Origin of the sequence: Methylobacterium sp. J-092, assembly GCF_022829325.1 — a bacterium.
In the GTDB taxonomy this organism is placed as follows: domain Bacteria; phylum Pseudomonadota; class Alphaproteobacteria; order Rhizobiales; family Beijerinckiaceae; genus Methylobacterium.
In genome coordinates this window covers 1-24587 of record NZ_JAKSXU010000174.1, presented here as the reverse complement: position 1 = coordinate 24587, position 24587 = coordinate 1, and the positions used below count along the sequence as shown (strand labels likewise).

At 71.7% G+C, this 24587-nt stretch carries 20 protein-coding genes, 1 tRNA gene and 1 pseudogene; 8 read left to right on the top strand and 14 right to left on the bottom strand.

Annotated features, from left to right (window positions below; translation table 11 throughout):
• The first annotated feature begins 3 nt into the window (after positions 1–3).
• Positions 4–1728, top strand: a complete 1725-nt coding sequence (locus tag MKK60_RS20545; RefSeq protein WP_243933738.1) for a thioesterase — start codon at positions 4–6, stop codon at positions 1726–1728.
• Between the two features lie 324 nt (positions 1729–2052).
• Here MKK60_RS20545 and MKK60_RS20540 read toward each other — a convergent pair whose 3' ends face one another.
• Positions 2053–2607, bottom strand: a complete 555-nt coding sequence (locus MKK60_RS20540; protein ID WP_243988383.1) for an ATPase — start codon at positions 2605–2607, stop codon at positions 2053–2055.
• A 116-nt stretch (positions 2608–2723) separates the two neighbouring features.
• The gene (locus MKK60_RS20535; RefSeq protein WP_243933742.1) at positions 2724–2915 is read right to left on the bottom strand and encodes a hypothetical protein; all 192 of its coding nucleotides are present in this window, start codon (positions 2913–2915) and stop codon (positions 2724–2726) included.
• 281 nt (positions 2916–3196) lie between these two features.
• Here MKK60_RS20535 and MKK60_RS20530 point away from each other — a divergent pair, with 281 nt between their 5' ends.
• The 4 genes from MKK60_RS20530 (at position 3197) to rimM (ending at position 6126) form a co-directional block, all read left to right on the top strand.
• A complete protein-coding gene (locus tag MKK60_RS20530; protein ID WP_147728734.1) occupies positions 3197–3412 on the top strand; it encodes a glutathione S-transferase in 216 nt (71 codons plus the stop codon).
• 4 nt (positions 3413–3416) lie between these two features.
• Positions 3417–4982 carry a signal recognition particle protein gene (gene ffh, locus MKK60_RS20525; protein WP_147844507.1) on the top strand — a complete coding sequence of 522 codons (1566 nt, stop codon included), beginning with the start codon at positions 3417–3419 and terminating at the stop codon, positions 4980–4982.
• 104 nt (positions 4983–5086) lie between these two features.
• A complete protein-coding gene (gene rpsP, locus MKK60_RS20520) occupies positions 5087–5449 on the top strand; it encodes a 30S ribosomal protein S16 (RefSeq protein ID WP_147728730.1) in 363 nt (120 codons plus the stop codon).
• 11 nt (positions 5450–5460) lie between these two features.
• Entirely contained in the window at positions 5461–6126 is a 666-nt protein-coding gene (gene rimM, locus MKK60_RS20515; RefSeq protein WP_243988382.1) for a ribosome maturation factor RimM, read from the top strand.
• A 33-nt stretch (positions 6127–6159) separates the two neighbouring features.
• Here rimM and MKK60_RS20510 read toward each other — a convergent pair whose 3' ends face one another.
• Complete coding sequence (locus MKK60_RS20510) at positions 6160–8466, bottom strand: PAS domain-containing protein (RefSeq protein ID WP_243988381.1); 2307 nt, start codon at positions 8464–8466, stop codon at positions 6160–6162.
• Between the two features lie 5 nt (positions 8467–8471).
• The gene (locus MKK60_RS20505; RefSeq protein WP_147727551.1) at positions 8472–9278 is read right to left on the bottom strand and encodes a Crp/Fnr family transcriptional regulator; all 807 of its coding nucleotides are present in this window, start codon (positions 9276–9278) and stop codon (positions 8472–8474) included.
• A gap of 156 nt (positions 9279–9434) precedes the next feature.
• Between MKK60_RS20505 and MKK60_RS20500 the strand changes: the two genes are divergently transcribed.
• Complete coding sequence (locus tag MKK60_RS20500; RefSeq protein ID WP_243988380.1) at positions 9435–10496, top strand: MBL fold metallo-hydrolase; 1062 nt, start codon at positions 9435–9437, stop codon at positions 10494–10496.
• A 54-nt stretch (positions 10497–10550) separates the two neighbouring features.
• Here the strand turns inward: MKK60_RS20500 and MKK60_RS20495 are convergent, their stop codons facing one another.
• From MKK60_RS20495 to MKK60_RS20480, 4 genes are all read right to left on the bottom strand, one after another.
• Positions 10551–11435, bottom strand: a complete 885-nt coding sequence (locus tag MKK60_RS20495) for an EamA family transporter (RefSeq protein WP_409567433.1) — start codon at positions 11433–11435, stop codon at positions 10551–10553.
• A gap of 4 nt (positions 11436–11439) precedes the next feature.
• Positions 11440–12753, bottom strand: coding sequence for an ATP-dependent protease ATPase subunit HslU (gene hslU, locus MKK60_RS20490; protein WP_147843262.1), 1314 nt, complete (start codon positions 12751–12753; stop codon positions 11440–11442).
• Entirely contained in the window at positions 12750–13835 is a 1086-nt protein-coding gene (locus tag MKK60_RS20485) for a hypothetical protein (RefSeq protein ID WP_243988379.1), read from the bottom strand. Before MKK60_RS20485 ends, hslU begins: the two co-directional genes overlap by 4 nt.
• Positions 13836–13944: 109 nt before the next feature.
• Positions 13945–15615, bottom strand: coding sequence for a methyl-accepting chemotaxis protein (locus MKK60_RS20480; RefSeq protein ID WP_147859931.1), 1671 nt, complete (start codon positions 15613–15615; stop codon positions 13945–13947).
• Positions 15616–15876: 261 nt separating this feature from the next.
• On the opposite strand from MKK60_RS20480, the gene MKK60_RS20475 reads away from it, so the two are divergent.
• A complete protein-coding gene (locus MKK60_RS20475) occupies positions 15877–17340 on the top strand; it encodes a hypothetical protein (protein ID WP_243988378.1) in 1464 nt (487 codons plus the stop codon).
• Between the two features lie 60 nt (positions 17341–17400).
• On the opposite strand, the gene hslV is transcribed toward MKK60_RS20475, so the two are convergent.
• The 5 genes from hslV to MKK60_RS20450 all read right to left on the bottom strand — a co-directional run bounded on the left by hslV (position 17401) and on the right by MKK60_RS20450 (position 23169).
• A complete protein-coding gene (gene hslV, locus MKK60_RS20470) occupies positions 17401–17931 on the bottom strand; it encodes an ATP-dependent protease subunit HslV (RefSeq protein ID WP_147844277.1) in 531 nt (176 codons plus the stop codon).
• Positions 17932–18039: 108 nt separating this feature from the next.
• Positions 18040–18762, bottom strand: a complete 723-nt coding sequence (locus MKK60_RS20465) for an ABC transporter ATP-binding protein (RefSeq protein WP_147728685.1) — start codon at positions 18760–18762, stop codon at positions 18040–18042.
• Positions 18755–20827 (bottom strand): ABC transporter permease subunit, encoded by a 2073-nt coding sequence (locus MKK60_RS20460; RefSeq protein ID WP_147728684.1) that lies wholly within the window; start codon positions 20825–20827, stop codon positions 18755–18757. Before MKK60_RS20460 ends, MKK60_RS20465 begins: the two co-directional genes overlap by 8 nt.
• A 4-nt stretch (positions 20828–20831) precedes the next feature.
• Positions 20832–21704 carry a branched-chain amino acid ABC transporter permease gene (locus tag MKK60_RS20455; protein ID WP_147728683.1) on the bottom strand — a complete coding sequence of 291 codons (873 nt, stop codon included), beginning with the start codon at positions 21702–21704 and terminating at the stop codon, positions 20832–20834.
• A gap of 238 nt (positions 21705–21942) precedes the next feature.
• The gene (locus tag MKK60_RS20450) at positions 21943–23169 is read right to left on the bottom strand and encodes an ABC transporter substrate-binding protein (RefSeq protein WP_147727533.1); all 1227 of its coding nucleotides are present in this window, start codon (positions 23167–23169) and stop codon (positions 21943–21945) included.
• Positions 23170–23611: 442 nt separating this feature from the next.
• Here MKK60_RS20450 and MKK60_RS20445 point away from each other — a divergent pair.
• Positions 23612–23685 (top strand) — tRNA-Gln (locus MKK60_RS20445).
• A gap of 222 nt (positions 23686–23907) precedes the next feature.
• Here the strand turns inward: MKK60_RS20445 and MKK60_RS20440 are convergent.
• A pseudogene (locus tag MKK60_RS20440) lies at positions 23908–24289 on the bottom strand (integrase core domain-containing protein); the annotation flags it as partial.
• Between the last annotated feature and the right edge of the window lie 298 nt (positions 24290–24587).

Genomic DNA, 24587 nt, shown 5'->3' with positions numbered 1-24587 from the left:
TTGATGATGCACGCTCCCTTGCCGCAGCGCCTGTCGCCCCTCGAAGCGGAACCGGTCGTGATCGACGGCCTGTTCGGATGGTTCAGCCCGGGCATCGGCCGGCGCGGCGTGATCCTGTGCGGTGCGACCGGCTTCGAGCAGCTCTCGGCGCATCGCCCGTGGCGGGCACTGGCCGGACGGATCGCCGCCACCGGCTGCGCGACCCTGCGCTTCGACTATCCGGGCGAGGGCGATTCGGCGGATGCGGGCGCCGGGACGCTGGCGGCGTGGCGCGATGCGGTCCGCAGGGCGGTGCGCTTCCTGCGCGAGGAACCGGGGGTGACGGAGGTCGTCCTCGTCGGCCTGCGGCTCGGGGCGACGCTGGCGGCGCTCGTGGCCGAGGAGGGCGGCGTCGACCGGCTCGTGCTGATGGCGCCGTGCCGGACCGGGCGCGGGTACCTGCGCGAGATGAAGCTGCGGGCCCCGGCGGTGAACCAGCTGTCGGACGGCACCGCGCCGGCCGAGATGCCCGGTCGCCTCTCGGTCGGCGGCTTTCCGATCGGCCCGGAGCTCGCGGCCGACCTTGCGCGGATCGACCTCGCTTCGGCGACGGTCCGGCCGGCGCCCGAGATCCTGATCCTCGGCGCGGAGACCGACGCCCTCGCCAAGCGCTACGCCGCGCTCGGCGCCGCGGTGACGGCGGGCGCCCTGCCCGGCCTCGCCCAGCTCGTCGGCAACCCGCTGTTCTCGGAGGCACCCGAGGCGGCCTTCGCCGAGGTGGTCGCCTTCGCGACCGCAGGCGCCCTGCCCCGGCCGAATTCGGCGCGCGCCGTCGCGGCGCCCGCCCATCTTGCCGGAGGCGGCTGGCGGGAGGAGGCGGCCCGGTTCGGGCCGGGGCTGTTCGGCATCCACGCCCGGCCGACCGGCCCGTCGACGGGGGCGCCGACGGTCCTGTTCATCGCCGCCGGCCTCAGCGCGCATTCCGGCTGGGGCCGTCAGGCGACGCGGATGGCCCGCGTTCTCGCGGCCGAGGGCGTGCCGTCGCTGCGGATGGATCTGGCCGGGGTCGGCGACAGCGCGGATCGGCCGGGCGGCGCCTCGCCGATGTTCTCGGCCGACACCCTCGACGATTTCCGTCACGCCCTGGACCACCTGGAGGCGCAGGGCGCGAGCCGGGTCGTCCTCGTCGGCAATTGCAGCGGCGCCTACGCGGCGTTCCAGGCGGCGTGGCGCGACCGCCGGGTCGCGGGCGCGCTGCTGGCCAACCTCTACTGCTTCGACTGGCACCCGGACGACGACGTCGACGCCGTCGTGCGCCGGACGGTGGGAAGCGCCGCGACCTATGCCGCCCTGCTCCGGCGCGGCAGCACGTGGCGCCGACTGCTCAAGGGCGAGGTCGGCGTCCGGGCGATCGGCAGCGTGCTCCTGCGCCGCGGCCTGTGCATGGCCGAACGCCGGTGGAAGGCGCTGTTCCGTCCGGCGCCCGAGGGCGGCAGCGTCGCGCGCCGGATCGCGGCGATGCGCCGGCGCGGCGCGCCTCTGCGCCTCGTCTACGCGGTCGGCGATCCCGGGATCCCCGCCCTGCGCAGGCATGTCGGCCGCACGCCGGAGCGGGCCGCCCGGCGCCTCGGCGCGCCGGTCGCGATCATCGCGGGCACCGACCACAACCTCGCGACGCCCGCCGCGCAGGCCGAGCTGGCCACGATCCTGCGGGACCTCGTCGCCACCGTCGTCGCGAGTCGCCCCTGACGCCCCGCCGGCCGCGCGGCCGCGGGGGGCGGCGAGACAACGCAGGCGAGGGGCTTCACAGGGCGGGTCCCACCGCCTACCTTCGGGGTCCCAGCAACGAACGAAAGGAGGTGATCCAGTGTCTCATTGTCATCAGCCGCTGTCTTCGGCTTACCGGACCTGGACCGTCGCCTCCGGCGCCTCCTTCTAAGGGCGCTCGAGCCGCACACTCGGGACAGTTTCGGCCGGACCGCGGTTCGGCAATGGAAGGGCCGCCCTAACGGGCGGCCCTTCGGCTTTTCGGGGGGCACGGCGATCGCGTCGCCGTGCCGATGCGAAGCCGGTTCAGCGCTTCTGGAACAGCGGCTGCGCCAGCGCCTCGGTGCGGGCGCGCCACAGGTCGCGCTCCTCGCGCATCGCGTCGAGCTCGTCGCGGATCTGATCGCGCTCCGCCCGGAAGTGATCGCGCTCGGCGCGGATTTCCTGGAGGGCGTTCATCTCGATCTGCACGTGGTTGCGCAGCTCGCGGATCTCCTGGGCGAGCAGGGTCTGCAGCTCGCCGTGGCGGTCGGCCTCGAGCCGAAGCTTGGCCTTCAGCATCAGGTTCTCGGCCATCAGCTCCGAGACGTCCTCGGCGTCCGAGTTCGAGCGCGGGGCCTCGGCCGGCTGCTGCACGATCCGGGGCGACCAGGCCTGCTCGGCGGCGCGGGCCTCGGGACGCGGCGCCGGGCGCGCCTCGGCATGGCGCGCCTCGACTTGGCGCGCCTCGACTTGGGGCTGTGCCGGGGCCTGGGCGGCGGGCGCCTGGGCCTTCATGGCGGCGAGCCAGTCGCGCAGCGGGCCCGGGGCCGGGCGTCCACCGGACTCGTAGGGTGGCAGGTTGCGGGCGGGGTCCGACATCGGCATGTCCTCAACGATCGAGGCCATTCAGCGCCGAACATGCTTAACGATCGGTAAAGGTTAACGCCGTCTCGCCGTCCGATCACGGGAATGTGGGCCGGATCCCGCCCTGCCCCTCAGCCCGCGCCCTTCTCGATCTCCTGGTCGCTCTCCTGGTCGACGTTCTGCTCGCGCTCGTCGAAGGTGTAGCCTTCGAGCCAGTCCGCGCTGTCCTGCGAGCCGGCCGGGTAGGGGTCGGCCGAGAGCGGCGCGCCCTGCTTCTTGGCCGCCCTGCCCTCTTCCACGATCTTGGCCGATACGTATGCCATGCGGGTCTCCTCCTTGGCGCCTTGGTCTTCCGAAGGTGGGAGGACCGTGCGAAAAGGCGAGCCCGGCCGTCGGCGGGGACGACGGACCGCTGCAGATCCTTCGCGAAATTGACTTTTCGCGTGAGCTTCCGTATCGCCCGGCGCATCCGACGTTCTTCGTCGACTCCGAAGCCGACCGGTCCACCGAGACCGGAGGTCAACGCCCGACAGCGCGTCCGCGCCCTCGGGCGTGCTCGGCGTTGGCGGCAGCGTCCTCACGAAGGCCGTCCTTGACCCACGCCATGACCCCATCCGCCGCCCTGCGCATCGAGGATGCCGTGAACGAGGTCTGCCCCTGGTCGGGCAAGCCGATCGCGGCCGATTCGCTGACGCTGTACAACGGCGCCGTAGTCGGCTTCTGCAATCCGGGCTGCCGGGACAAGTTCGCCCGCGCGGTCGGCGCCTTCGAGGATGCGTTCCAGGCGCGTCGCGCCGCCGCGTCGGGGCTGGACCAGTAGCGCCATGTTCGAGGGCCTTTCCGACCGCCTGTCCGGCATCCTCTCCGGCCTCACCCGCCGGGGTGCGCTGACCGAGGCCGACGTCACCGCCGCGATGCGCGAGGTCCGCCGCGCCCTGCTCGAGGCCGACGTGGCGCTCGAGGTGGTCCGCGGCTTCACCGACGCGGTGCGCGAGAAGGCCGTCGGCGCCGTCGTGCTGAAGTCGGTGACGCCCGGCCAGATGGTCGTGAAGATCGTCAACGACGAGCTCGTGGCGATGCTCGGCACCGACGCCGCGGTGATCGACCTGAACGCGCCCGCCCCCGTGCCGATCCTGATGGTCGGACTGCAGGGCTCGGGCAAGACCACCACGACGGCCAAGATCGCCCGCCGCCTGTCGGACCGCGAGAAGCGCAAGGTGCTGCTCGCCTCCCTCGACACCCGCCGCCCGGCGGCGATGGAGCAGCTCGCCGTCCTCGCCGGCCAGGTCGGCGTCGCCTGCCTGCCGATCGTCGCCGGCCAGTCGGCGGTGCAGATCGCCAAGCGCGCGATGGATGCCGCCCGGCTCGGCGGCTTCGACGTGGTGATGCTCGACACCGCCGGCCGCACCACGGTCGACGAGGCCCTGATGCAGGAAGCCGCCGAGGTGAAGGCGGCGACGAAACCCCACGAGGTCCTGCTCGTCGCCGACGCGCTCACCGGCCAGGACGCGGTCAACACTGCCCGCGCCTTCGACCAGCGCCTCGGCGTCACCGGCATCGTGCTCACCCGCATGGACGGCGATTCGCGCGGCGGTGCGGCGCTCTCGATGCGCGCCGTCACCGGCAAGCCGATCAAGCTCGTCGGCACCGGCGAGAAGGTCGACGCGCTGGAGGAGTTCCACCCCTCCCGCGTCGCCAACCGCATCCTCGGCATGGGCGACATCGTCTCGCTCGTCGAGAAGGCGGCCGAGACCATCGATCACGAGCAGGCGCTCCGCACCGCGGAGAAGATGCGCAAGGGCAAGTTCGACCTCGACGACCTGTCGATGCAGCTCGCCCAGATGGAGAAGATGGGCGGCATCGGCGGCCTGATGGGCATGCTGCCCGGCATGGGCGCGATGAAGAAGCAGGTCGAGGGCGCCAACCTCGACGAGAAGATGTTCAAGCGCCAGCGCGCGATCATCTCCTCGATGACGGCGCAGGAGCGCAAGAACCCTGATCTCCTCAAGAACTCCCGCAAGAAGCGCATCGCGGCCGGCTCGGGCACCAAGGTCGAGGAGCTGAACAAGCTCCTGAAGATGCACCGGACCATGGCCGACATGATGAAGGCGATGGGCTCGGGCAAGCGCGGCATCGGCCAGGCGCTGGGCTCGATGTTCGGCCTCGGCGGCGGCGGGATGCCGGGCGGCATGGGCGGGATGCCCGGGCTTCCCCCGGGGATGCCCGAGCCGACGCCGGAGCAGATCGAGGCGATGCAGAAGCAGTTCGGCGGCAAGCTGCCGCCGATGCCCCCCGGCCTCGGGGGCGGCGGCAAGATGCCGGGCCTTCCGGGTCTCGGCGCGCCGAAGATGCCGGGCCTCGGCGGCTTCCCGTTCGGGAAGAAGAAGTAGGGCGAATGGGGAGTAGCGAATAGCGAACGGGGCTTTCGGCCATCTGTTCGCTACTCACTACCCACGATTCGCCGATCGATCGAAGCAAATCAGGAGCTGAAGACATGTCCCTCAAGATCCGCCTGACCCGTGGCGGCGCCAAGAAGCGCCCGTACTACCGCATCGTCGTCGCCGACGCCCGCGCGCCCCGCGACGGCCGCTTCATCGAGAAGGTCGGCGCCTACGACCCGATGAAGGCCAAGGACGACCCGGCCCGCATCGTGCTCGAGGCCGAGAAGATCACGGCGTGGCTCGCCAAGGGCGCGCAGCCGACCGACCGCGTCCTGCGCTTCCTCGACGCCGCCGGCCTCGCCAAGCGCCCCACCCGCAACAACCCGCAGAAGGCCGAGCCGGGCGAGAAGGCCAAGGAGCGCGCCGCCAAGCGCGCCGAGAAGGCCGCCAAGCCCGCCGAGGACGCAGCCGCTTAAGGAGCGCCAGCATGCGTCGTCCCGCAGGCCCATCCCGCGGCGACGGCGCGCGCCGCGGCGCCATCGCGCCGGGCACCCAGACCTCGCCGCGGCCCAAGCCCGCGGCGAAGCCGGCTCCCGCCGCGGTCGATCCGAGCCTCGTCGTGATGGGCGAGTTCGGGCGGGCGCAGGGGCTGAACGGCGAGATCCGCCTGAAATCCTATACCGGCGACCCGCAGGCGATCGCCGGCTACGGCTCCCTCGTCGCGGCCGACGGCCGGACGTTCGAGCTGACGAGCGTGCGCCCGGCGCCCGGCTCCTCGCCCGACCTGCTGATCGCGCGGGTGCGCGGCGTCTCCGACCGGACCGGCGCGGAGGCGCTGAACCGGACCCTCCTCCACGTCCCCCGCGAGCGCCTCGGCGACCCCGATGAGGACGAGGTCTTCACGGCCGACCTCGTCGGGCTGCCGGCGATCGATGCCGCCGGCACCGTGCTCGGCACCATCGTCGCCGTGCCGAACTACGGCGGCGGCGATCTCCTCGAGATCAAGCCCGCGCAGGGTGGCGCCACCGCGCTGCTGCCCTTCACCAAGGCCTTCGTTCCCGAGCTCGACGTGGCAGCCGGGCGCGTCGTCGTCGCTCCACCGGAGGATTTCTTCGCGCCGCCCGGCCCGAAGCCCGCGGACGATCCGGGCTGAGCGGAGCCTCGGCGTGCCGGGCGGCGATCCGCCCTACGCTTCCATCAAGCCGCTGAGCGGCGCCGTGACCGTGCAGGTGACGCCGGTTTCCGGGTAGGCCAGCGCCACCGCGCCGCCGATCGCGCCGACGAGGCCGCGCTCGATCAGCCGGGTGCCGAAACCCTTGCGGCGCGGCTCGACCACCGGCGGACCGCCCTGCTCGCGCCAGAGCAGGTGGATCACCGCGCCGGGCCCCTCGCCCGCGACGTGCCAGCCCAGGGCCACGCTGCCGCCCGGCACCGAGAGCGCGCCGTACTTGACCGCGTTGGTGGCGAGCTCGTGCGCCATCAGCGCCAGCGACAGCGCCGCCTTCGGGCGGACCGCGAGGTCGGGGCCGGACAGCCGGAACCGCTGCGGCCCGCCGTCGTCGTGGATGCTCAGCGCGCCGCTGAGCACCGCCTCCATCCCGGCGCTCTCGCTCTCGCCGGAGAGCAGGATGTCGTGCGCCTTGCCCATGGCCACGAGACGGGCCGACAGGGCCTCGCGCGCCGCGTCCAGATCGGTGACGTTGCGCAGGGTCTGCGTCGCGATCGCCTGGACCAGCGCCAGCGTGTTCTTCAGGCGATGGCCGAGCTCGTGGTGGAGGATGTCCTGCTGCGCCGCGGCGCGCTTGCGGTCCTCGATGTCGCTGATCGCCACCACGGCGCCGATCGTGGCGCCGGACGGGTCCTTCACCGCCTCGCCGACGATCTCGATCCAGCGGCGCGACCCGTCCGGCCGCTGGTAGTGCGCTTCCAGCTCGGCATGGTCGACCTCGCCCGCGGTGAGGCGGGCGAGCGGGTAGTCCTCCGGCGCCACCGGCGCCCCGTCCGAGCGGAAGGCGCGGTAGGCGCCGTAGCCGGCACGGTCTTCGGCGTAGAGGGTGGCGTGGCCGAGGATGCGCTCCAGGCGCGAGTTGCCGAAGACGATCCGGCCGCTCGGGGCCTCGGCCAGCAGGATGCCCACCGGCATGGTCTGGAGCACGGTGTCGAGCTGCGCCTGGTTCTGGCGCAGGCGGCGCTCGGTCTCGTTGCGCCGGGTGATGTCGAGCATCGCCCCGATCATCCGCACCGCCCGGCCCGCGCCGTCGCGGATGATGTAGCCGCGGTCGATCACCGCGGCGTAGCTGCCGTCGCCCCGCCGGAAGCGGTACTCGTCGGTCCAGGTCTCGGTCGCGCCGTCGATCGCCGCATGGATGCTGCGGGCGATCCGGTCGCGGTCCTCCGGATGGATCTGGGCGAGCCACCAGGCGCCCTGCGGCGCGACGTCCCCGAGGTCGTGGCCGTGGGCCAGCATCAGCGCCTCGTTCCACCGGACCTGGTCCGCGACGAGGTCCCAGTCCCAGATCGCGTCGGTGGTGGCCCGCGCCGCCAGGCGATAGCGCTCCTCGGTCGCCTTCAGGGCGAGGTCGGCGGATTTGTGCTCGGTGATGTCGCGGACGGTGCCGATGAAGCGGACCGCGACGCCGTCCTCGAGGATCGCCCGCCCGCGGGCGGCGATCCAGCGCTGCGCGCCGGTGTCGGCCGCGATCACCCGGTAGTCGATGTCGAGCGCGCCGGTGCCGGCCGGGTCCATGGCCGCCCGGACCGCCGCGTCCGCGCGCTCCCGGTCGTCGGGGTGCAGGCCGCCGAGATAGGTCTCGGCGTAGGTGACTGGGCCGCGGGCCGGCACGCCGAACAGGGCGCGCACCCGCGCGTCCCAGCGCAGCTCGCCGCTCGCGAGGTCGAAGTCGAAGATGCCGATGCCGGTGGCTTCGACTGCGAGCCGCAGCTGCTCCTCGGCCAGCGCGCGGGCGGCGAGCGCCTGCTCGCGGTTCTCGATCGCCCGGCGCAGCTCGAGCTGGACCATCACCTGGCGCGCGAGGGCGGCGAGCGTCGCCATCTGCCGGTCGGTCAGCCCTTCGGGGCGCGGGACGGAGTCGATGACGCAGAGCGTGCCGAGGGCGAAACCCTCCTGCGTGTGCAGCGGCGCGCCGGCATAGAACCGGATCTGCGGATCGCCCGTGACCAGGGCGTTGTCGCGGGTCCGCGGATCGCGGGTCAGGTCGGGGATCACCAGGATGCCGTCCCGGCCCAGCGCGTGCGCGCAGACCGATTGCGACAGCGGCGTCTCGCACGGGTCGAAGCCGATGCGGGCCTTGAACCATTGCCGGTCCTTGGCGACGAAGCTGACGAGCGCGGTCGGGGTCTCGCAGGCCTGCGAGGCCAGCAGGACGATGTCCTCGAAGCCGGCCTCGGCGGGCGTGTCGAGGATGTCGTAGGTGTCGAGGGCGGCGAGACGCGCGTCGTCCAGCGGGTCGTCCGGCGTCGGTGCGGCGGTCATGGCGCTCAGGCCGCCCTTCCCTGCGAGGGCTGGCCGGCCGCGGACCCGCCGGCCGCGGCCGGGTCGACGGCCACCAGCGTGCCGTCGTCGCGATAGACCGCGCCGAGCACCTCCTCGAAATGACGGCGCACCCGGTCGTGGCACTCGCAGGCCGCCCGCTCCAGGGCCGCCCGGTCGCGGATGGCGATGCGGCCGCGCGACACCGCGATCATCCCGCGGTCGTGCAGGCCGCGCAGGACGCCGGACAGGTAGGTGCGGCGGACGCCGAGCATCTCGGCGAGCACGTCCTGGGTGATCGGCAGCACGTCGGTCGAGAGCCGGTCGTGCAGGGTCAGCAGCCACTTGGCGGCGCGCTGCTCGATCGGGTGCAGGGCGTTGCAGGCCACCGATTGCAGGAGCTGGGCGATCAGGCAGTCGGAGTAGCGGGTGAACAGGTTGCGCAGCGTGCTCGACGCGTGCTTGGCCGCCTGAAGGCGCCCCGCCTCCACGCGCAGCCCCGGGCCGCCGATCTGGACCACGGCGCGGCTGAAGGCCGGCAGGTAGCCCTGGCTGACCACGCCGCCGACCGCGCCCTCCCAGCCGACCGTCGCGGTCTCGGTCATGCGGCCGTCGAGCATGGTGATCGCCAGGGTGACCACGGTGTGGTCGCACGGGAAGGTGACGTGCGAGACCGGATCGCCCGATTCGAACACGATGTCGCCGCGCGCGAACTCGGCCGGCTCGGCGTAGGGCGCGATCAGCGCCCGGTCGGCGGGCTGGAGGGCGCGCAGCAGGAGGTTCCTGCCGAAGGACGTGGCGGCGGTGACGGCCATGGCGGGGCGGTTCGTTTCCCAGGTGCAACAAGGCCATAGCGCAGCGCGAGGCCGCCGTCTGTTCACAAGTCGAAGTTCGCGCAAGTTTTCGATGACGGCCGGGCCGGCATCGGCATCCGCTTGATTCCGGGGCGGCGCCGGCCATGTGATCACGGCATGAAACGGCGAAGGCTGCTCACGGCCGCGAGCGCGGCCACGGTGATGACCCTGGGCGGCGTCGGCTACGCCGTGCACAGGCGCGGGCGCAACCCGTACTACCGCGGGCCGGAAAGCGACCACTTCGACGGGGTGCGGTTCTTCGCGCCCGGCCAGGTCGCCGACAAGGCCCTGGCCGACATCCTCCGCTGGAAGGCCGAGCGCGGCGGAACGGCGTGGCCCAAGGCCTATCCGAGCCCCTTCCCGGCCGACCGTCCGCCGGAGCGCGTCACGGGCCTGCGCATCGTGCTGATCGGGCATGCCAGCTACCTGGTGCAGGTCGCCGGCCGCAACATCCTGATCGACCCGGTCTTCGCCACGCGCGCGAGCCCGACGCGCTTCGCGGGCCCGAAGCGGGTCAACCCCCCCGGCATCGCCATGGCCGACCTGCCGCCGATCGACGCCGTGCTGATCACCCACAACCACTACGACCATCTCGACGGGCCGAGCCTCGCGCGGATCTGGCAGGCGCACCAGCCGCTGGTCGTCGCGCCGCTCGGCAACGACACGATCCTGCGCGGTTACGACGACACGATGCATGTCGAGACCGCCGACTGGGGCGGCTCGGTCGATCTCGGCGACGGGGTGGCCGTCCACCTGACGCCGGCCTACCACTGGTCGGCCCGCGGGCTGAACGACCGGCGCATGGCCCTGTGGTGCGCCTTCGTGCTGACCACGCCCTGGGGCGTCCACTACCATGTCGGCGATACCGGCTTCGGCGACGGCGCGATCTTCCGGGACGTGCGTGCCCGCTTCGGGCCGCCGCGGCTGGCGACCCTGCCGATCGGCGCCTACGAGCCGCGCTGGTTCATGCAGGCGCAGCACATGAACCCGGCCGACGCGGTCGCCGCCCTCGACCTGCTCGGGGCGACCCAGGCGCTCGGCCACCATTGGGGCACCTTCCGGCTCACCGACGAGGGCATCGCGCAGCCGGCCGAGGCGTTGGACGCGGCGATGGACCAGGCCGGGCAGCCACGCGCGCGCTTCCTCGCGCTGCGGCCGGGGCAGGTGTGGAAAGGCTGACCGCGGACGAACCACCCGCGTCGGTCACGGTGGAGACGCCCTCCCGATCGTTCGTCAGGCGGTCCGCTCCGTCGCGCTCGCCTTCCGGCCACCGGCGGTGATGCCGGCGGAGGCCGCGATGACGCAGCCGATCGCCAGCCATTGCAGCAGGGACAGGCGCTCGCCGAGCAGGATCAACGCCGCGAGCGCCGCGACCGCCGGCTCCAGGCTCATCATCACCCCGAAGGCCTGCCGCGTCAGCCGGCGCAGGGCCACCATCTCCAGCGAGTACGGCAGCGCACTCGACAGCACCGCGATCCCGAAGCCGAGCGCCAGCGTCTCGGGATCGAGCAGGGCCGCGCCGGAGCTCGCCAGGCCGAACGGCGCCACCACGATGGCCGCCGCGAGCATGCCGAGCGACACCGCCTGACCGCCGTCGACCCGGCCCGGGCGCTGCCCGAACACGATGTAGAGCGCCCAGGCCAAAGCCGCGACGAGGGCGTAGGCCACACCCGCCGGGTCCAGGCCGCCGGCCTCGCGCATCGGCAGCAGCAACCCGAGCCCGAGCACCGCGAGGCCGATCCAGGCGAAGTCAGCGGTTCGGCGCGAGGCCGAGAGCGCGACCGCGAGCGGCCCGAGGAACTCGATCGCCACCGCGGGCCCGAGCGGGATCGTGCGAAGCGCCAGGTAGAAGGTGAGGTTCATCATCCCGAGCGCGGCGCCGTAGAGCGCGATGATCCCGGCCTCGCGTAAGCTCAGGCTCCGCCGCCACGGCCGCCACACCGCGAGCAGGATCAGGCCCGAGAAGCCGACGCGCAGGCTCGACACGCCGGCCGCGCCGACGATCGGGAACAGGCTCTTGGCCAGGGCCGCTCCGCTCTGGAGCGAGACCATGCCGGCGACGAGCGCGACGACGGGCAGGAGCGTCGCCGACGCGCCCGGCCGTTCGAGGCCGCGCACGGCGCTACAGGATGAACCGGCTGAGGTCGGCGTTGGCCGCCAGGCTCTCGACCCGGTCGCGGACATAGGCCGCGTCGATCGCCACCGTCTCGCCCGAGCGGTCGGTGGCAGTGAACGAGACCTCGTCGATGACGCGCTCGAGCACGGTCGAGAGACGCCGCGCGCCGATGTTCTCGACCGAGCCGTTCACCTCCACCGCGACGCGGGCCAGCGCGTCCACCGCGTCGTCCGAGAAGGCCAGCGTCACGCCTTCCGTCTGCATCAGCGCCACCGTCTGCTTGAGCAGGCTCGCCTCGGTGGAGGTCAGGATCTGCTTGAAGTCCTCGACGGTGAGCGGCTGCAGCTCGACGCGGATCGGCAGGCGTCCCTGCAGCTCCGGCAGCAGGTCGGCGGGCTTCGAGACGTGGAAGGCGCCCGAGGCGATGAACAGCACGTGGTCGGTCTTCACCGGGCCGTGCTTCGTCGTCACCGTCGTGCCCTCGATCAGCGGCAGCAGGTCGCGCTGCACGCCCTCGCGGGAGACGTCGGCCGAGGACCGCCCCTCGCGGGCGCAGATCTTGTCGATCTCGTCGAGGAAGACGATGCCGTTGTCCTCGACCTCGCGGATCGCCTCGCGGATCAGCGCGTCGTCGTCGACGAGCTTGTCGGATTCCTCGGCGAGCAGGGGCGCATAGGCGTCGCGCACGCTCATCCGGCGCGGCTTGCCCTTGGCGGCGCCGAACGCCTTGCCGAACATGTCGCCGAGGTTGACCGCGCCCATGGAGGCGCCCGGCATCCCGGGGATCTCGAACATCGGCAGGCCGGAGGACGGATTGCCGGCGAGCTCGATCTCGACCTCCTTGTCGTCGAGCTGGCTGTCGCGCAGCTTCTTGCGGAAGCTGTCGCGCGTCGGCTGGCTCGCGGTCGGGCCGACCAGGGCGTCGAGGATGCGGTTCTCGGCCGCCGCCTCCGCCTTGGCCTTGACCGCCTTGCGCTTCTCCTCGCGCACGAGCCCGATCGCCACCTCGACGAGGTCGCGCACGATCTGCTCGACGTCGCGGCCGACATAGCCGACCTCGGTGAACTTGGTCGCCTCGATCTTGAGGAACGGCGCGCCGGCGAGCCGCGCGAGCCGGCGGGCGATCTCGGTCTTGCCGCAGCCGGTCGGGCCGATCATCAGGATGTTCTTCGGCGCGACCTCCTCGCGCAGCGGCCCGGTGAGCTGCTGCCGGCGCCAGCGGTTGCGCAGCGCGATGGCGACGGCACGCTTGGCGTCGTGCTGGCCGACGATGAAGCGGTCGAGTTCCGAGACGATCTCGCGGGGGGAAAACGTGGTCATCGGGCTCCGATCGGGTGCGGCAGCCGGTCTGCCAGGCGCGCGGGCAGGCCGCGCAGGACGACGCCCCGCATCGCGTGCCAGCCGGCGCTGAGCAGCAGGACGAAGGCGCCGAGCGCCAGGAAGCTCAAGGGGGCGGCCCGGTTGCTGAAGCCGGCGTCGCGGATCAGGGTTCCGAACGCGATCCCGGCATAGGTCAGGCCGGCCACGAGGATGGCGCGCCGGTCGGTGACCAGCGCCACCAGCGCCAGCAGCAGCACCACGCCGAGCACCAGGATCGCCGAGACCGTCGACGGCGCCTCGCCGTTCCGGAGGACCGTGGCGAGCATCGGATGCACGATCAGCGGGGCGGCGAGCAGGTGCAGCCAGAACGCGATGTCCGTGCGCCGGGTCTGGCGCTGGCGGTCGCCGAGGTCGAAACGCATCGCCAGCGCGAAGACGGCGAGGCCCGCCGTGACCAGCAGCGCGCTGAAGGCGCCGGCATCGAGGGTCGGGACGAGGGCGAAGGCCAGCGCGAGCAGCGTGCCGGCGAGCGCGGCTGCGCCCGCCGCGATGGTGATCGGCACGGCAAAGCGCCGGTAATGCAGGGCGCAGAGCGCCAGGGTCGCGAGCGCCGCCCCGGCATAGGGAAGCGGTGCCGGCGCGCCCGATCCGCTCGGTCCCGGCAGGGCGCTGCCCCAGCCGATCGCGAGGCCGGCCATCGACGCGAGCGCCAGGAAGGACTCGACCGCGAAGATCGCCAGCAGGGCGATGCTCGGCAGCGCCATCCTGCGGCGGCGGGTGAAGAACTCCGCGAGCGCCCAGGCCAGGGCCGCGACGAGCACCCGGCTGCCCGTCTCGCCGAGGGTGTCGCCGGCCAGGAGCCAGGCCGCGCCCAGGAACAGGCCGATGCCGAGGGTGACGAAGATGTCGGCGAAGCCGGTGATGAAGCGCAGGCGCTCGTCGTCGTCCACGCGCTCGGGCACCGGCACCGCCTCCTCGCGGGCCAGCCGGTCCAGGGCCTCCACCTGCGCGGCGGTGAGGATGCCGCGGGCGACCGCGCGCGACAGGAGCGCGGGGTCGATCACCGGAGGGCCGGCGGGCACGGGGAGGGACGTCGCATCGCCCCGATCTAAGCGCGAAGCGGGACGCTTACCAGGGTCGAACGCGCGGCCGAACGCGCGGCCGATCCGGCGTGCGATCCCCCGGCCGGCGTCAGGCGGCGCGGATCTCGCCGACGAAGCCGGCGACCTCGCCGCCGAGGCCCTCGGAGCGGCGCGCGAGCTCGCCGGCCGCGGCCAGCACCTGCGCCGCGGCGGCGCCCGCCTGCAGGGCGGCGGCCTGGACCTCGGCCATGGTCTCGCTCACCGCCCGGGTGCCCTCGGCGGCGTCGCTCACGCTGCGGGCGATCTCCTGGGTGGCGAGCTGCTGTTCCTCCACCGCCGCGGAGACGCCCATCGCGATCTCGTGGACCGAGCCGATGGTGCCGCCGATCTCCTCGATCGCCGCCACCGCGTCGGCGGTGGCCTCGCGGATCGTGGCGATCTCGGCGGTGATCCGGTCGGTCGCCAGCGCGGTCTGGCCGGCGAGGCTCTTCACCTCGGCGGCCACCACCGCGAAGCCGCGTCCCGCCTCGCCGGCCCGCGCCGCCTCGATCGTGGCGTTGAGCGCCAGCAGGTTGGTCTGGCCGGCGATGCCCGAGATCAGCGAGACGACCTCGCCGATGCTGGCGGCACTGCGGGCGAGCCGCTGCACGGACTGCTCGGTGCGTCGCGCGTTCTCGACGGCGCCGGCGGCGGCGACCGAGGTCTGCGAGACCTGCGCGCCGATCTCGTTGGCGGTCGCGGCCAGCTCCTCGGTGGCGGCCGCCACCGCCTGGACGTTCATCGAGGCCGCGCCGGCGGCGTCCATGACGGCCTGCGACTGCAGGCTGGTGCGCTCGGCGTTGCGCGCCATCGCGCGGGCCGTCTCCTCCATCGTCCCGGCGGACGCGGCCAGGTGGCCGACGAGGCCGCCGACGCTGCCCTGGAATCGGTCGGCGAGGGTGTCCATCTCGGCGCGCTTGACGGCGCCGGCTTCCAGGCCGGCCTGGGCCTGGCTGCGGCGCAGGGCGTCCGCCTCGCCCATCGCGTCGGCGAAGGTGCGCATGCTCGCCCAGATCGCGCCGATCTCGTCGCGCGAGGGCTTCACCATCGGCAGGTCGCGGTCGCCCTCCGCGAGGCGGCGGATCGCGGTCGACACGGCCCGCAGCGGCCTCGCGATCATGCGATGGCCGAACAGCCCGCCGATGAGCAGGCCGCCGAGGGCGCCACCGAAGGCCAGCGCCAGGAGCAGGCGCAGGCGCCCCGTGTAGAGCGCGTCGGCACCGGCGTTCAGGCTCTCGATGCGGTCGCGGTTGCGCATCACGAGGGCCTCGATCCCGGCCTGGAAGGCGATGCGGTTGTTGCGGTTCTCCTCGGTGAAGCCCTGCTCGGCGGCGGCCTTCGGCGAGACCTCGGTGCCGAGACGGGCCGTCTCGGTGCGGTGCCGTCGGAAATCCGCGGCGTCCTTCGCCACGCGGTCGAACAGCGCCCGGTCCTCCGCCGGCACCGCCGGGAGCCACTCGGTCAGCAGCGCATCGATCGCCGAGAGATCGCGGACGATGCCGCCGGCGTAGGTCCGCGCGGCCTGCGTGCTGGCGGCGGCGTAGATGCCGCGGGATTCGAGTGCGGTGTCGGTGGTGAGCCGGGTGAGCTCGGCCGCGAACAGCGCGTTCTCGGTGGCGTTCCGCGCGGCCCCGACCGACGCGTTGAAGGTCCGCAGGGTGTCGAGCCCGACGCCCGCGACCACGAGGGTCACGAGGCTGGAGGCGCCGACCAGTCCGATGAGTTTGCCGCCGATCGTCATCGCGTCCACGCCCCGTGCTTGCGTGGTCGAACCTACCCAGAGGTTGTCAAGGACCCGTTAAGCTTGCAACCCGCTCACCCCTGCACGGCCTCGGGGCGCGAAGCCGACATCCTCGATGCTTCGCCACCCTGCGGTCGAAGCTGCGAGAACGACAGCATAAACCCGCGGACCCGGCGGGCATAACCTTGACCGTTCCTTCGTCAGCCCGGATGAGTGGACCCTGCCGGGATCGATGATCGAGCCCGGTTCGGGGGACGTCAGATGAAGCGATGGATCGTGGGGGCCGCCCTGCTCGCCGGGCTGGCCGCGCCGGCTTGCGGCAAGGATATCGTCCTGCCGGCGAAGGAACCCGCCGTCACCGCGACGATGCCGGACGACTGGGACACCAGCGTCTACGAGACCGAGATCGCCTCCGTCTCGGCCGACGGCGACATCGTGGTCAACATCGCCACCGACAGCAAGGCGCGCCTCGACGCGCTGATCAAGGACAGCAAGGCCTACCTGACCAAGAACAAGGTCAAGCTCGTCGGCAAGCCGACCGAGCAGACCATCGACTTCAACGGCACCCCGGGCCAGGTGCAGCGCTACCAGGCGACGGACAAGAACGGCAAGGCGATCATCGACTTCGTCACCCTCGACGCGAGCCGGAACCGGGTGGTCCTGCTGACCGTGTGGGGCTCCGTGGACGACCGCCAGACCAGCGGGACCGCCCTGGACGCGATCATGAAGAGCGTGACGGTCCCGGCCGGCGGCGGAGGCGGCGGGTTCTGGTCCGGTGCCGCCGTCCCGTCCGGCAAGGCCGGGACGGGCAAGACGGAAGCCACCGCGCCCGAGGCGGTCAAGCCGCCGCCGGGGGCCGCCGCGGCGGCGCCCCAAGCGCCCGCTCAAGCCCCCGCTCAAGCACCCCCTGCCGCAGCGCCGGCCGCCACCCAGACCCTCGGGGTCCGGCGCGTGCTGTTCGTCACGCGGCCCTCGGACGGCTTCGGCGACGCCGACCCGCGCGCCGCGAGCCCCTTCCTGCCGAGCGAGAAGGTCATCACCTACATGGAGCCGATCGGCGAGACGCTGGTGCCGGTCGCCGGCGGCGACGTGCGGTTCGGCTTGGTCGTCGACTACGCGCTGCAGACCAGGGGCGGCGCGATCCTCGCCGGCCAGAAGGCCGTGATCGACCGGGAGTTCACCGCCGGGAAGGACGCCCTGCTGGACGGCTCCCCGAAGTTCTCCTTCCACTTCACACTGGGCATCACCGGCGTCGACTCGGGCGAGTACGTCCTCGCCTTCACGCTGCGCGACAAGTTCAGCGACCGCACGACCCAGATCGAGCGGCCGTTCACGGTGGCGGCGGCCCCCGCCGCCGCGGCCGTCCCCTCGGCTCCGACGGCCGCCGCGCCCGCGCCGTCGACGCCCGCTCCCGCCCCGGTCGTCGCGGCGGCTCCGCCCTCGCCTGCGGGTGGGCTCTGCGCGCAGGACGCGGTGCGCACGGATCTGATGGCTTCGGTCAACGGCGCCCCCGACTTCAAGGACGGCAAGCGCCGGCTCAAGGCGCTGGTCGAGCCCGAGACGGTCTTCGAGGATCGCAAGGCCAAGCGGATGACCTGCCGCTACACCTCGGTCTGGGACGAGACTCAGGACACGGGCACGACCGAGACGCGCATGAAGATGACCTTCAAGGCCAGCGACGACGGCAAGGACGGCATCGACCTCGATTACAGCTTCGACAAGTAGCGGTCGCGCAGCCTCCCGGCGGCCCCAGGGCCGTCGGGACGGAGCCGGTGAGGGCCGGACCTAGCCCGCGTCGAGAGCCTCGAGGACGAGGCTCTCGTTGGTGTAGACGCAGATCTCGGCGGCGATCCGCATGGCCTTGCGCACGATCGCCTCGGCGTCGAGGTCGGTGTCCTCCAGGGCGCGCGCGGCCGACAGCGCGTAGTTGCCGCCGGAGCCGATCGCCATCACCCCGCCCTCCGGCTCGAGCACGTCGCCCGCGCCCGACAGCAGCAGGCTGACGTCCTTGTCGGCCACCAGCATCATCGCTTCCAGGCGGCGGAGATAGCGGTCGGTGCGCCAGTCCTTGGTCAGCTCGACGCAGGCGCGGGTGAGCTGCCCGGGATACTGCTCGAGCTTGGCCTCCAGGCGCTCGAACAGGGTGAAGGCGTCGGCCGTCGCGCCGGCGAACCCGCCGATCACCGCGCCCTTGGCGAGCTTCCGGACCTTCCGGGCATTGCCCTTGACGATGGTCTGGCCGAGGCTGACCTGGCCGTCGCCGCCGATGACGACGCGGCCCCCCTTGCGCACCATCAGGATGGTGGTGGCGTGCATCTGGGCCGGGCCTGAATCGTCGTGTGCCAAGGGTGTCTCCGGGTGTCGCTCGGCGTCAGGTAGGGGCTCGCGCCCCGGATTGCCAAGCGGCGCCGCGAAGACCCGCGGTCAGTGGTCGCCGCCGAGATAGGCCGCGCGCACCGCCGGATCACTCTTGAGCCGGGCCGCCGGCCCCTGGAAGCGGATGCGGCCGTTCTCGAGGACGTAGGCGTAGTCGGCCACCCCGAGCGCCGCCATGGCGAACTGCTCGACGAGCAGCATCGTCACCTGCTCCTCCTTGAGCTGGCGGATGATGCGGAACACCTCCTCGACGAGCTTCGGGGCCAGCCCCATCGACGGCTCGTCCAGCAGCAGGATGTCGGGGCGCAGCATCAGGGCGCGACCCATGGCGAGCATCTGCTGCTCGCCGCCCGAGAGCGTGCCGGCGAGCTGCAGCCGGCGCTCCTTGAGGCGCGGGAACAGCGCGTAGGCGCGCTCGCGGTCGGCGGAAACGTCGCCCTTGGGGCGCGAGCCGGTCAGCCGCGGGAAGGCGCCGAGCGTCAGGTTGTCCTCCACCGACAGGGTCGGGAACACCCGCCGCCCCTCCGGCGAGTGGGCGAGGCCGGCGCGGGCCACGTCGTGGCTGTCGAGCCCCGAGATCTCACGCCCGGCGAGCCGGATCGAGCCGGCGCGCGGCTGGATCATCCCCGAGAGGGCCCGCATCGTCGTGGTCTTGCCGGCCCCGTTGGAGCCGATCAGCGTCACGACCTTGCCCTTCGGCACCTGGAACGAGAGCCCGTGCAGGACCTCGATCTGGCCGTACCCGGCCGACAGGTTGGCGACCTCAAGCATGGGCTGGCTCCGGAGCGGCCGAGCCGCCCATGTCGTCGGGGGCGCCGAGATAGGCCTCGATCACCTTCGGGTCGGCCTGCACCTCGCGGGCCCCGCCCTCGGCGATCTTGTGCCCGAAATCGAGCACGCTGACCCGGTCGCACAGCCCCATCACCACGTCCATGTGGTGCTCGATCAGGATCACGGTGATGCCCGCGTCGCGGATCTTGCGGATGATCGCGGTCAGGTCCGCGATGTCGGGCGCGGTCAGGCCGGCGGCCGGCTCGTCCAGCAGCAGCAGCACGGGGTCGAGCGCCAGCGCGCGGCCGATCTCCAGGAGGCGCTGCTTGCCGTAGGGCAGGTTGCGGGCCTCCACCTGGGCGAGGCTCGACAGGCCCATGAAGTCGAGGATCGCCATCGCCCGGGCGCGGGCCTCGCGCTCCTCGCGGCGGCGCCGCGGCGTGCCGAGGATCGCGTCGACGATGGTGCCGTGGAAGGCGTGGTGCAGGCCGACGAGCACGTTCTCCAGGGCCGTCATCTCGCGGAAGAGCTGCACGTTCTGGAAGGTGCGGGCGACGCCGGCGAGCGCGATCTCAGAGGGCGTGCGCCCGTCGAGGCGCTTCGGCGCGCTGCCGGCGGCGGCCAGCGTCACCGCGCCGGCGGTGGGTTTGTAGATGCCGGTGAGCACGTTCATCATCGTGCTCTTGCCCGAGCCGTTCGGGCCGATGAGCCCGTGGATCGTGCCCGGCCTCACCGACAGGTCGACGCCGGCCAGCGCCTTCAGGCCGCCGAACTGCATCAGCGCCTGCTCGACCTGCAGCAGCGGCTCGGTGCCGGCGGCCTTGCCGCGCTGCGCGATCAGCGCGTCGCCGTCGGCCGAGAGCGCCTTGCCCTCCGCCGTGTGGGCCGGGCGGAGCGCCGGGATCTTCTCGCGCAGGAAGCCGACGATGCCATCGGGCAGGTAGTAGACCACGAACAGAATCAGCAGGCCGAACACGCTGAGCCGGAAGTCGGTGACCGATTGCAGCGCCAGCGTCGCGGGCAGGAACAGGATGCAGAGCACCACCGGCACGAGGATCGCGAAGCGGTTCTCGCGCCGGCGCAGGAAGGCCTGGATGCCGACGACGAGCGCCACGGCGGCGATGAGGCCGGCCATGATCCGCACGAGGTCGATGTCGGCCAGGATGTTGGGCATCATCACGATGATCGCCGAGCCGATCAGCGGGCCGGCCCGCGACTTCCGGCCGCCCATCGTCACCGCGAGCAGGAACAGCACGGTGAGTTCGAAGCCGTAGGAATTCGGGGCGACGTAGCGCTCCGACCAGGCGAACAGCGCGCCCGCGAGCCCCGCCAGCGCCGCTGAGACCACGAAGGCGTAGACCTTGTAGCGGTAGACGCTGACGCCCATGCAGTCGCAGGCGATCGGCGAGTCGCGCAGCGCCTCGAAGGCGCGCCCGAACGGCGAGCGCACGATGCGGTTCACCACCACGATCGTCAGCAGGAGGCAGGCGCAGACGAGGTAGTAGAACTCGAGCTTGCGGCCGGCCGCGCCCCAGGGCGGGCTGATGCCGAAGCTCGCGAAGTCGATGACGCGGGCCGGCGGCAGGGTGATGCCGAGCGGCCCGTTGGTGATCGGGGTCAGCTCGTTGATGAAGATCTGCACGATGGTGCCGAAGGCCAGCGTCACCATCGCGAGGTACGGGCCGGTGACCCGCAGCGCCGGCACCGCGAGCAGCAGGCCGAAGGCGGAGGTGACGCCGATCCCGGCGAGCAGGCCCCACCAGATCCCGAGCTTGAAGTGCAGGAACAGCACGGCCGCCGCGTAGGCGCCGACGCCGAACAGCCCGGCATGGCCGAGGCTGACCTGGCCGGTATAGCCGACGACGATGTCGAGCCCGAGGATCAGGATCGCGTAGATCGCGATCACCAGGAGGAGGTGGATGTAGTAGCTGCTGGTGACCACGTGCGGGAAGGCGGCGAGGAACACCACGAGCAGCACCGCGCCCGCCGCGCCGATATGCCGGCCGAGACCGGCGGAGGCCGAGGGCGCCGGGGCGGCGGCCGGCGCGAAGGTGGAGTGCGCCATCGGCTCAGACTTTCTTGATCACGGCCTTGCCGAACAGCCCCACGGGGCGGATCGACAGCACGACGAGGAGCAGGATCAGGCCCGGCACGTCCTTGTAGCCGGTGGAGATGTAGAAGCCGGTCAGCGTCTCGGCGATGCCGAGGATCAGCCCGCCGACGATGACGCCGAGGCCGGATTCGAGGCCGCCGATGATCGCCACCGCGAAGGCCTTCAGCGCCAGCACCGCGCCCATCGTGGCGCCCGTCAGCGTGACCGGGGCGACGAGCACGCCGGCGAACGCCGCCGTCATCGCGCTGATCGAGTAGGACAGGGTGATGACGCGCTTGGTGTTGATGCCCATCAGGCCGGCGGCATCGATGTCGTTCGAGGTGGCGATCACCGCCTTGCCCCAGATCGACTTGCGATTGAAGATCTCGACCGCGAGCATCATCAGCAACGCCCCGGCGATGATCAGCAGCTCCATCGGCAGCATGCGGATGCCGCCGAGCTGCAGCGCCTCCTCGGGCAGCGGCGACGGGAACTTCAGGTCGTCGCGGCCCCAGATGTTCTCGGCGAGATTGCGAAAGATGATCCCGAGCGCGATGGTGGCCATGATCCACCCGTACTCGGACTTGATCTTCACAGCCGGGCGCACGCCGAGGCGCTCGACCACGGCGCCCAGCGCGAAGCCGAAGACCAGCACCAGCGGGATCATCAGCCAGTAGCCGGTGAACGGCGCCAGCGTCAGGCCGAACAGGGCGCCCAGCGCCAGCGCCTCGCCCTGCCCGAAGTTCAGCGTCTTCGAGGTGGCGAAGGTGAGCTGGTAGCCGAAGGCGATGGCGGCGTAGATCATGCCGACCGCGACGCCGGACGCGACGAGCTGCAGGAAGATGGTCATCGTGTCACCGGCGCCCGTGCGTGAGGGTTTGGTCGTTCATGACGTCCGGTCCCGACTGGATCCGTCGAGGCGCGGGCTCCCGTCCCGCTCGGGATCGGGCCGCGCGACGGGCGACCGGACGGCGTCGGGCCGGCCGTGCCGCCCCGGCACGCGGGCGGTTGCGGGACCTCGCGCGCCGCCGGACGCTCGATAAGCGTTCCGGCGGCGGTGGATCATCCCGCCCGATCGACGAAAATCGTCAGTTGGAGGTCTTTTCCTTGACGCGCACCACGCCGGCGTTCTTGGCGTCCGTGTCCTTGGCGTAGACGATCTTGCCGTCCTGCACCTTCCCGAACACGACCATGTTGCGCGAGATCGCGTTGTGGTCGGCGGCGGTGAAGGGCTTGTCGTAGGTCGTCACCACGCCCTCGACCTTCTCCTTGAGGTTCTCGAGCGCCTCGCGGATCTTCGGCCCGTCGGTCGAGCCGGCCTGCTTGATCGCGGCGGCGATCAGGAACACCGAGTCGTAGCCCTGCGCGCCGGCGACCGGGGTCGGGATCTTGGTCACGCCGTAGGTCTTGTAGTAGTCCTCCAGGAAGGCCTTGCGCTTCGGCAGCGTCTTGTCCTCGATGAAGGTCTGCGGCATCACCACGCCGTTGCCGTTGGCGCCGGCGATGTCGATGAAGCTCTGCATCGAGGCCGGCCACGAGGTGATCATCGGCACCTTCCAGCCGAGCTTGGCCATGCCGTTGGCGATCTGCGCCAGCTCCGGCCCGATGCCGTAGGCCAGGATCACGTCGGCGCCGGCCTGCTGGGCCTTCAGCAGCTGGGCCGTCATGTCGACGTCCTTGATGTTGAACTTCTCGACCACCACCGGCTTCACGCCCTTGGTGCCAAGGTACTTCTCGATGTCCTCGCGGCCGAGCTGGCCGTAATTGGTCGAGTCGGCGAGGATGGCGATCTTCTTGTGGCCCTGCGCGACGGCCTCGTCGACCATCATGCCGGCCTGCAGCACGTCGTAGGCCGAGTTCCGGAAGACGTAGTTGCTGTCGTAGTCCGGCGCCTTGAACTGGTTGGTGATGACGGTGCCGGTGGCGACGTTGTTGAACACCGGGATCTCGGCTTCCTGGTAGAAGCGCTGCGCGGCCAATGCCACGCCGGTGTTGATGAAGCCCAGCGTCGCGACGACCTTCTCCTTGCTGATGAGCTCCTGCGCCACCTGGGCGCCGACCTCGTTCTTGGCCTCGTCGTCGCGCTCGACGAGCTGGATCTGACGCCCGAGCACGCCGCCGGCCTTGTTGATCTCGGCGGCCGCCAGCCGTGCGCCGTCGCGCATCGACACCCCCATGGCGGAGGAGCCGCCGGTATAGGGGCCGGTGACGCCGATCTTGATCGGGTCCGCGGCCTGGGACGGCAGGGCGCCGAGCGTGGCCAGTGCCGTCGCGCCGAGCAGGGCGCCGACGAACGCGCGCGTCGTCAGTGTCATGGCTGTTTCCTCCGTGTCCCGATCCGGGCGTTTTTTGTGTCGCGGTGCCTTGAGGCACCGTCGCGGGTTCTGCGGCCCGAAGTCTCGGGCCCCTGCCCGAGCGTTGGAATATTGTCGAACGTGCACGCGAACGCAACGCAGGACGCGAGGTCCGGCCTACAAATCCAAAGGGTTGTGGGTTTTACGGCGCGAACCTCGGGCCGCCGCGGCGAGGGTCGGCCAGGCGGCGTCCGTCGCGGCCTCCGCGGGGACCAGACTCCGGCCGATGCGCCCGGGCGTTCCGGAAGCGCCGGGCCGGCCCGGAAATGCGCCGGCGCGGGCAAAGCCTGTTGACCGATCCGCGCTTTCCCCTTAACGGAAGCGCTCCCGAACGACGGACCCCTTCCGAGCGGTCGCCGGCTTCCAGCCGTGCCCGGATCGCGAGCGGTACCCGTCCCTTCGGTGGGGGATAGTTTAACGGTAGAACGGTGGACTCTGACTCCTCTGGTCCTGGTTCGAATCCAGGTCCCCCAGCCAATGAATTTTCAACGACTTAGCTTCAACGACGAGCGCCTACGGCGGCAGGTTTGACTTTTCTTCGGAACGGTCTTCCCCGTGCAGATCGCCGATCACGCGTGCGTTCGACCGTTTCATGTCGGTGGTACGTCGGCGTCGCGTAGGCCGTGCGTTGGCCCAAGATATCGGCGATCTCCCGATCCGTATTTCCGAGCTCGCGCAGGTCGGTCGCGACGCTGTGGCGAAGATCACCTCGCCGTTCAGGCACTCGTCGCGGAGCTTCGCGTTGGAGCTTTCGCAATAGCCGTTTTCCCAGGGACCGCCCGACTCGATGCAGGCTGCCCGCGAGCCGACCGCTGCGATCCAGTCCTGAACCGCTTTGTCGATCAATTCCAGCCCGTTGCCCGGGCGGATTTGATGGGGTGCCCAATCTAAACCGAACAAGTCCGAGAGCACGTCGATCACGTCTACCGCCTGGAGCTTGCGAGTGATCCGGTTGAGCAGGCGCCTGCGGGTGGGCGCGCTGCGCGATCCTTGGGCCCGCCGCCACGTTCAGCGTTCGGTGCTTGCGACCCCTGTGCGTACGATGCTCGACGAAGTCGTAGGACCGGATATGTGTGGTTCTGGCATGTGGTGGAGCGGATCGAGTTTTCGAAACTGCTCCTTCGATGCCTTCGAGATCCGCTTACCTCTTCGACAGGAGCGCACGCCAAATCAGTAACTGCCTTGGATCAGGCAACTCGGGCACAGGGCACGTTCCGCCATCGTCGTCGAAACGCGGGTTGATCGGCCCCCGCGAGGTGGTCCAAGGGTGAAGTTAGTGCACGGTGGGCCGCTCCGCCACGAGTAGCTTGGCCGGCGGAGCTGGTCGGGCGAGCGCAGCCGGCCAAGCGGAGAAGGCTGGCACGAACACCTCCGGTGCC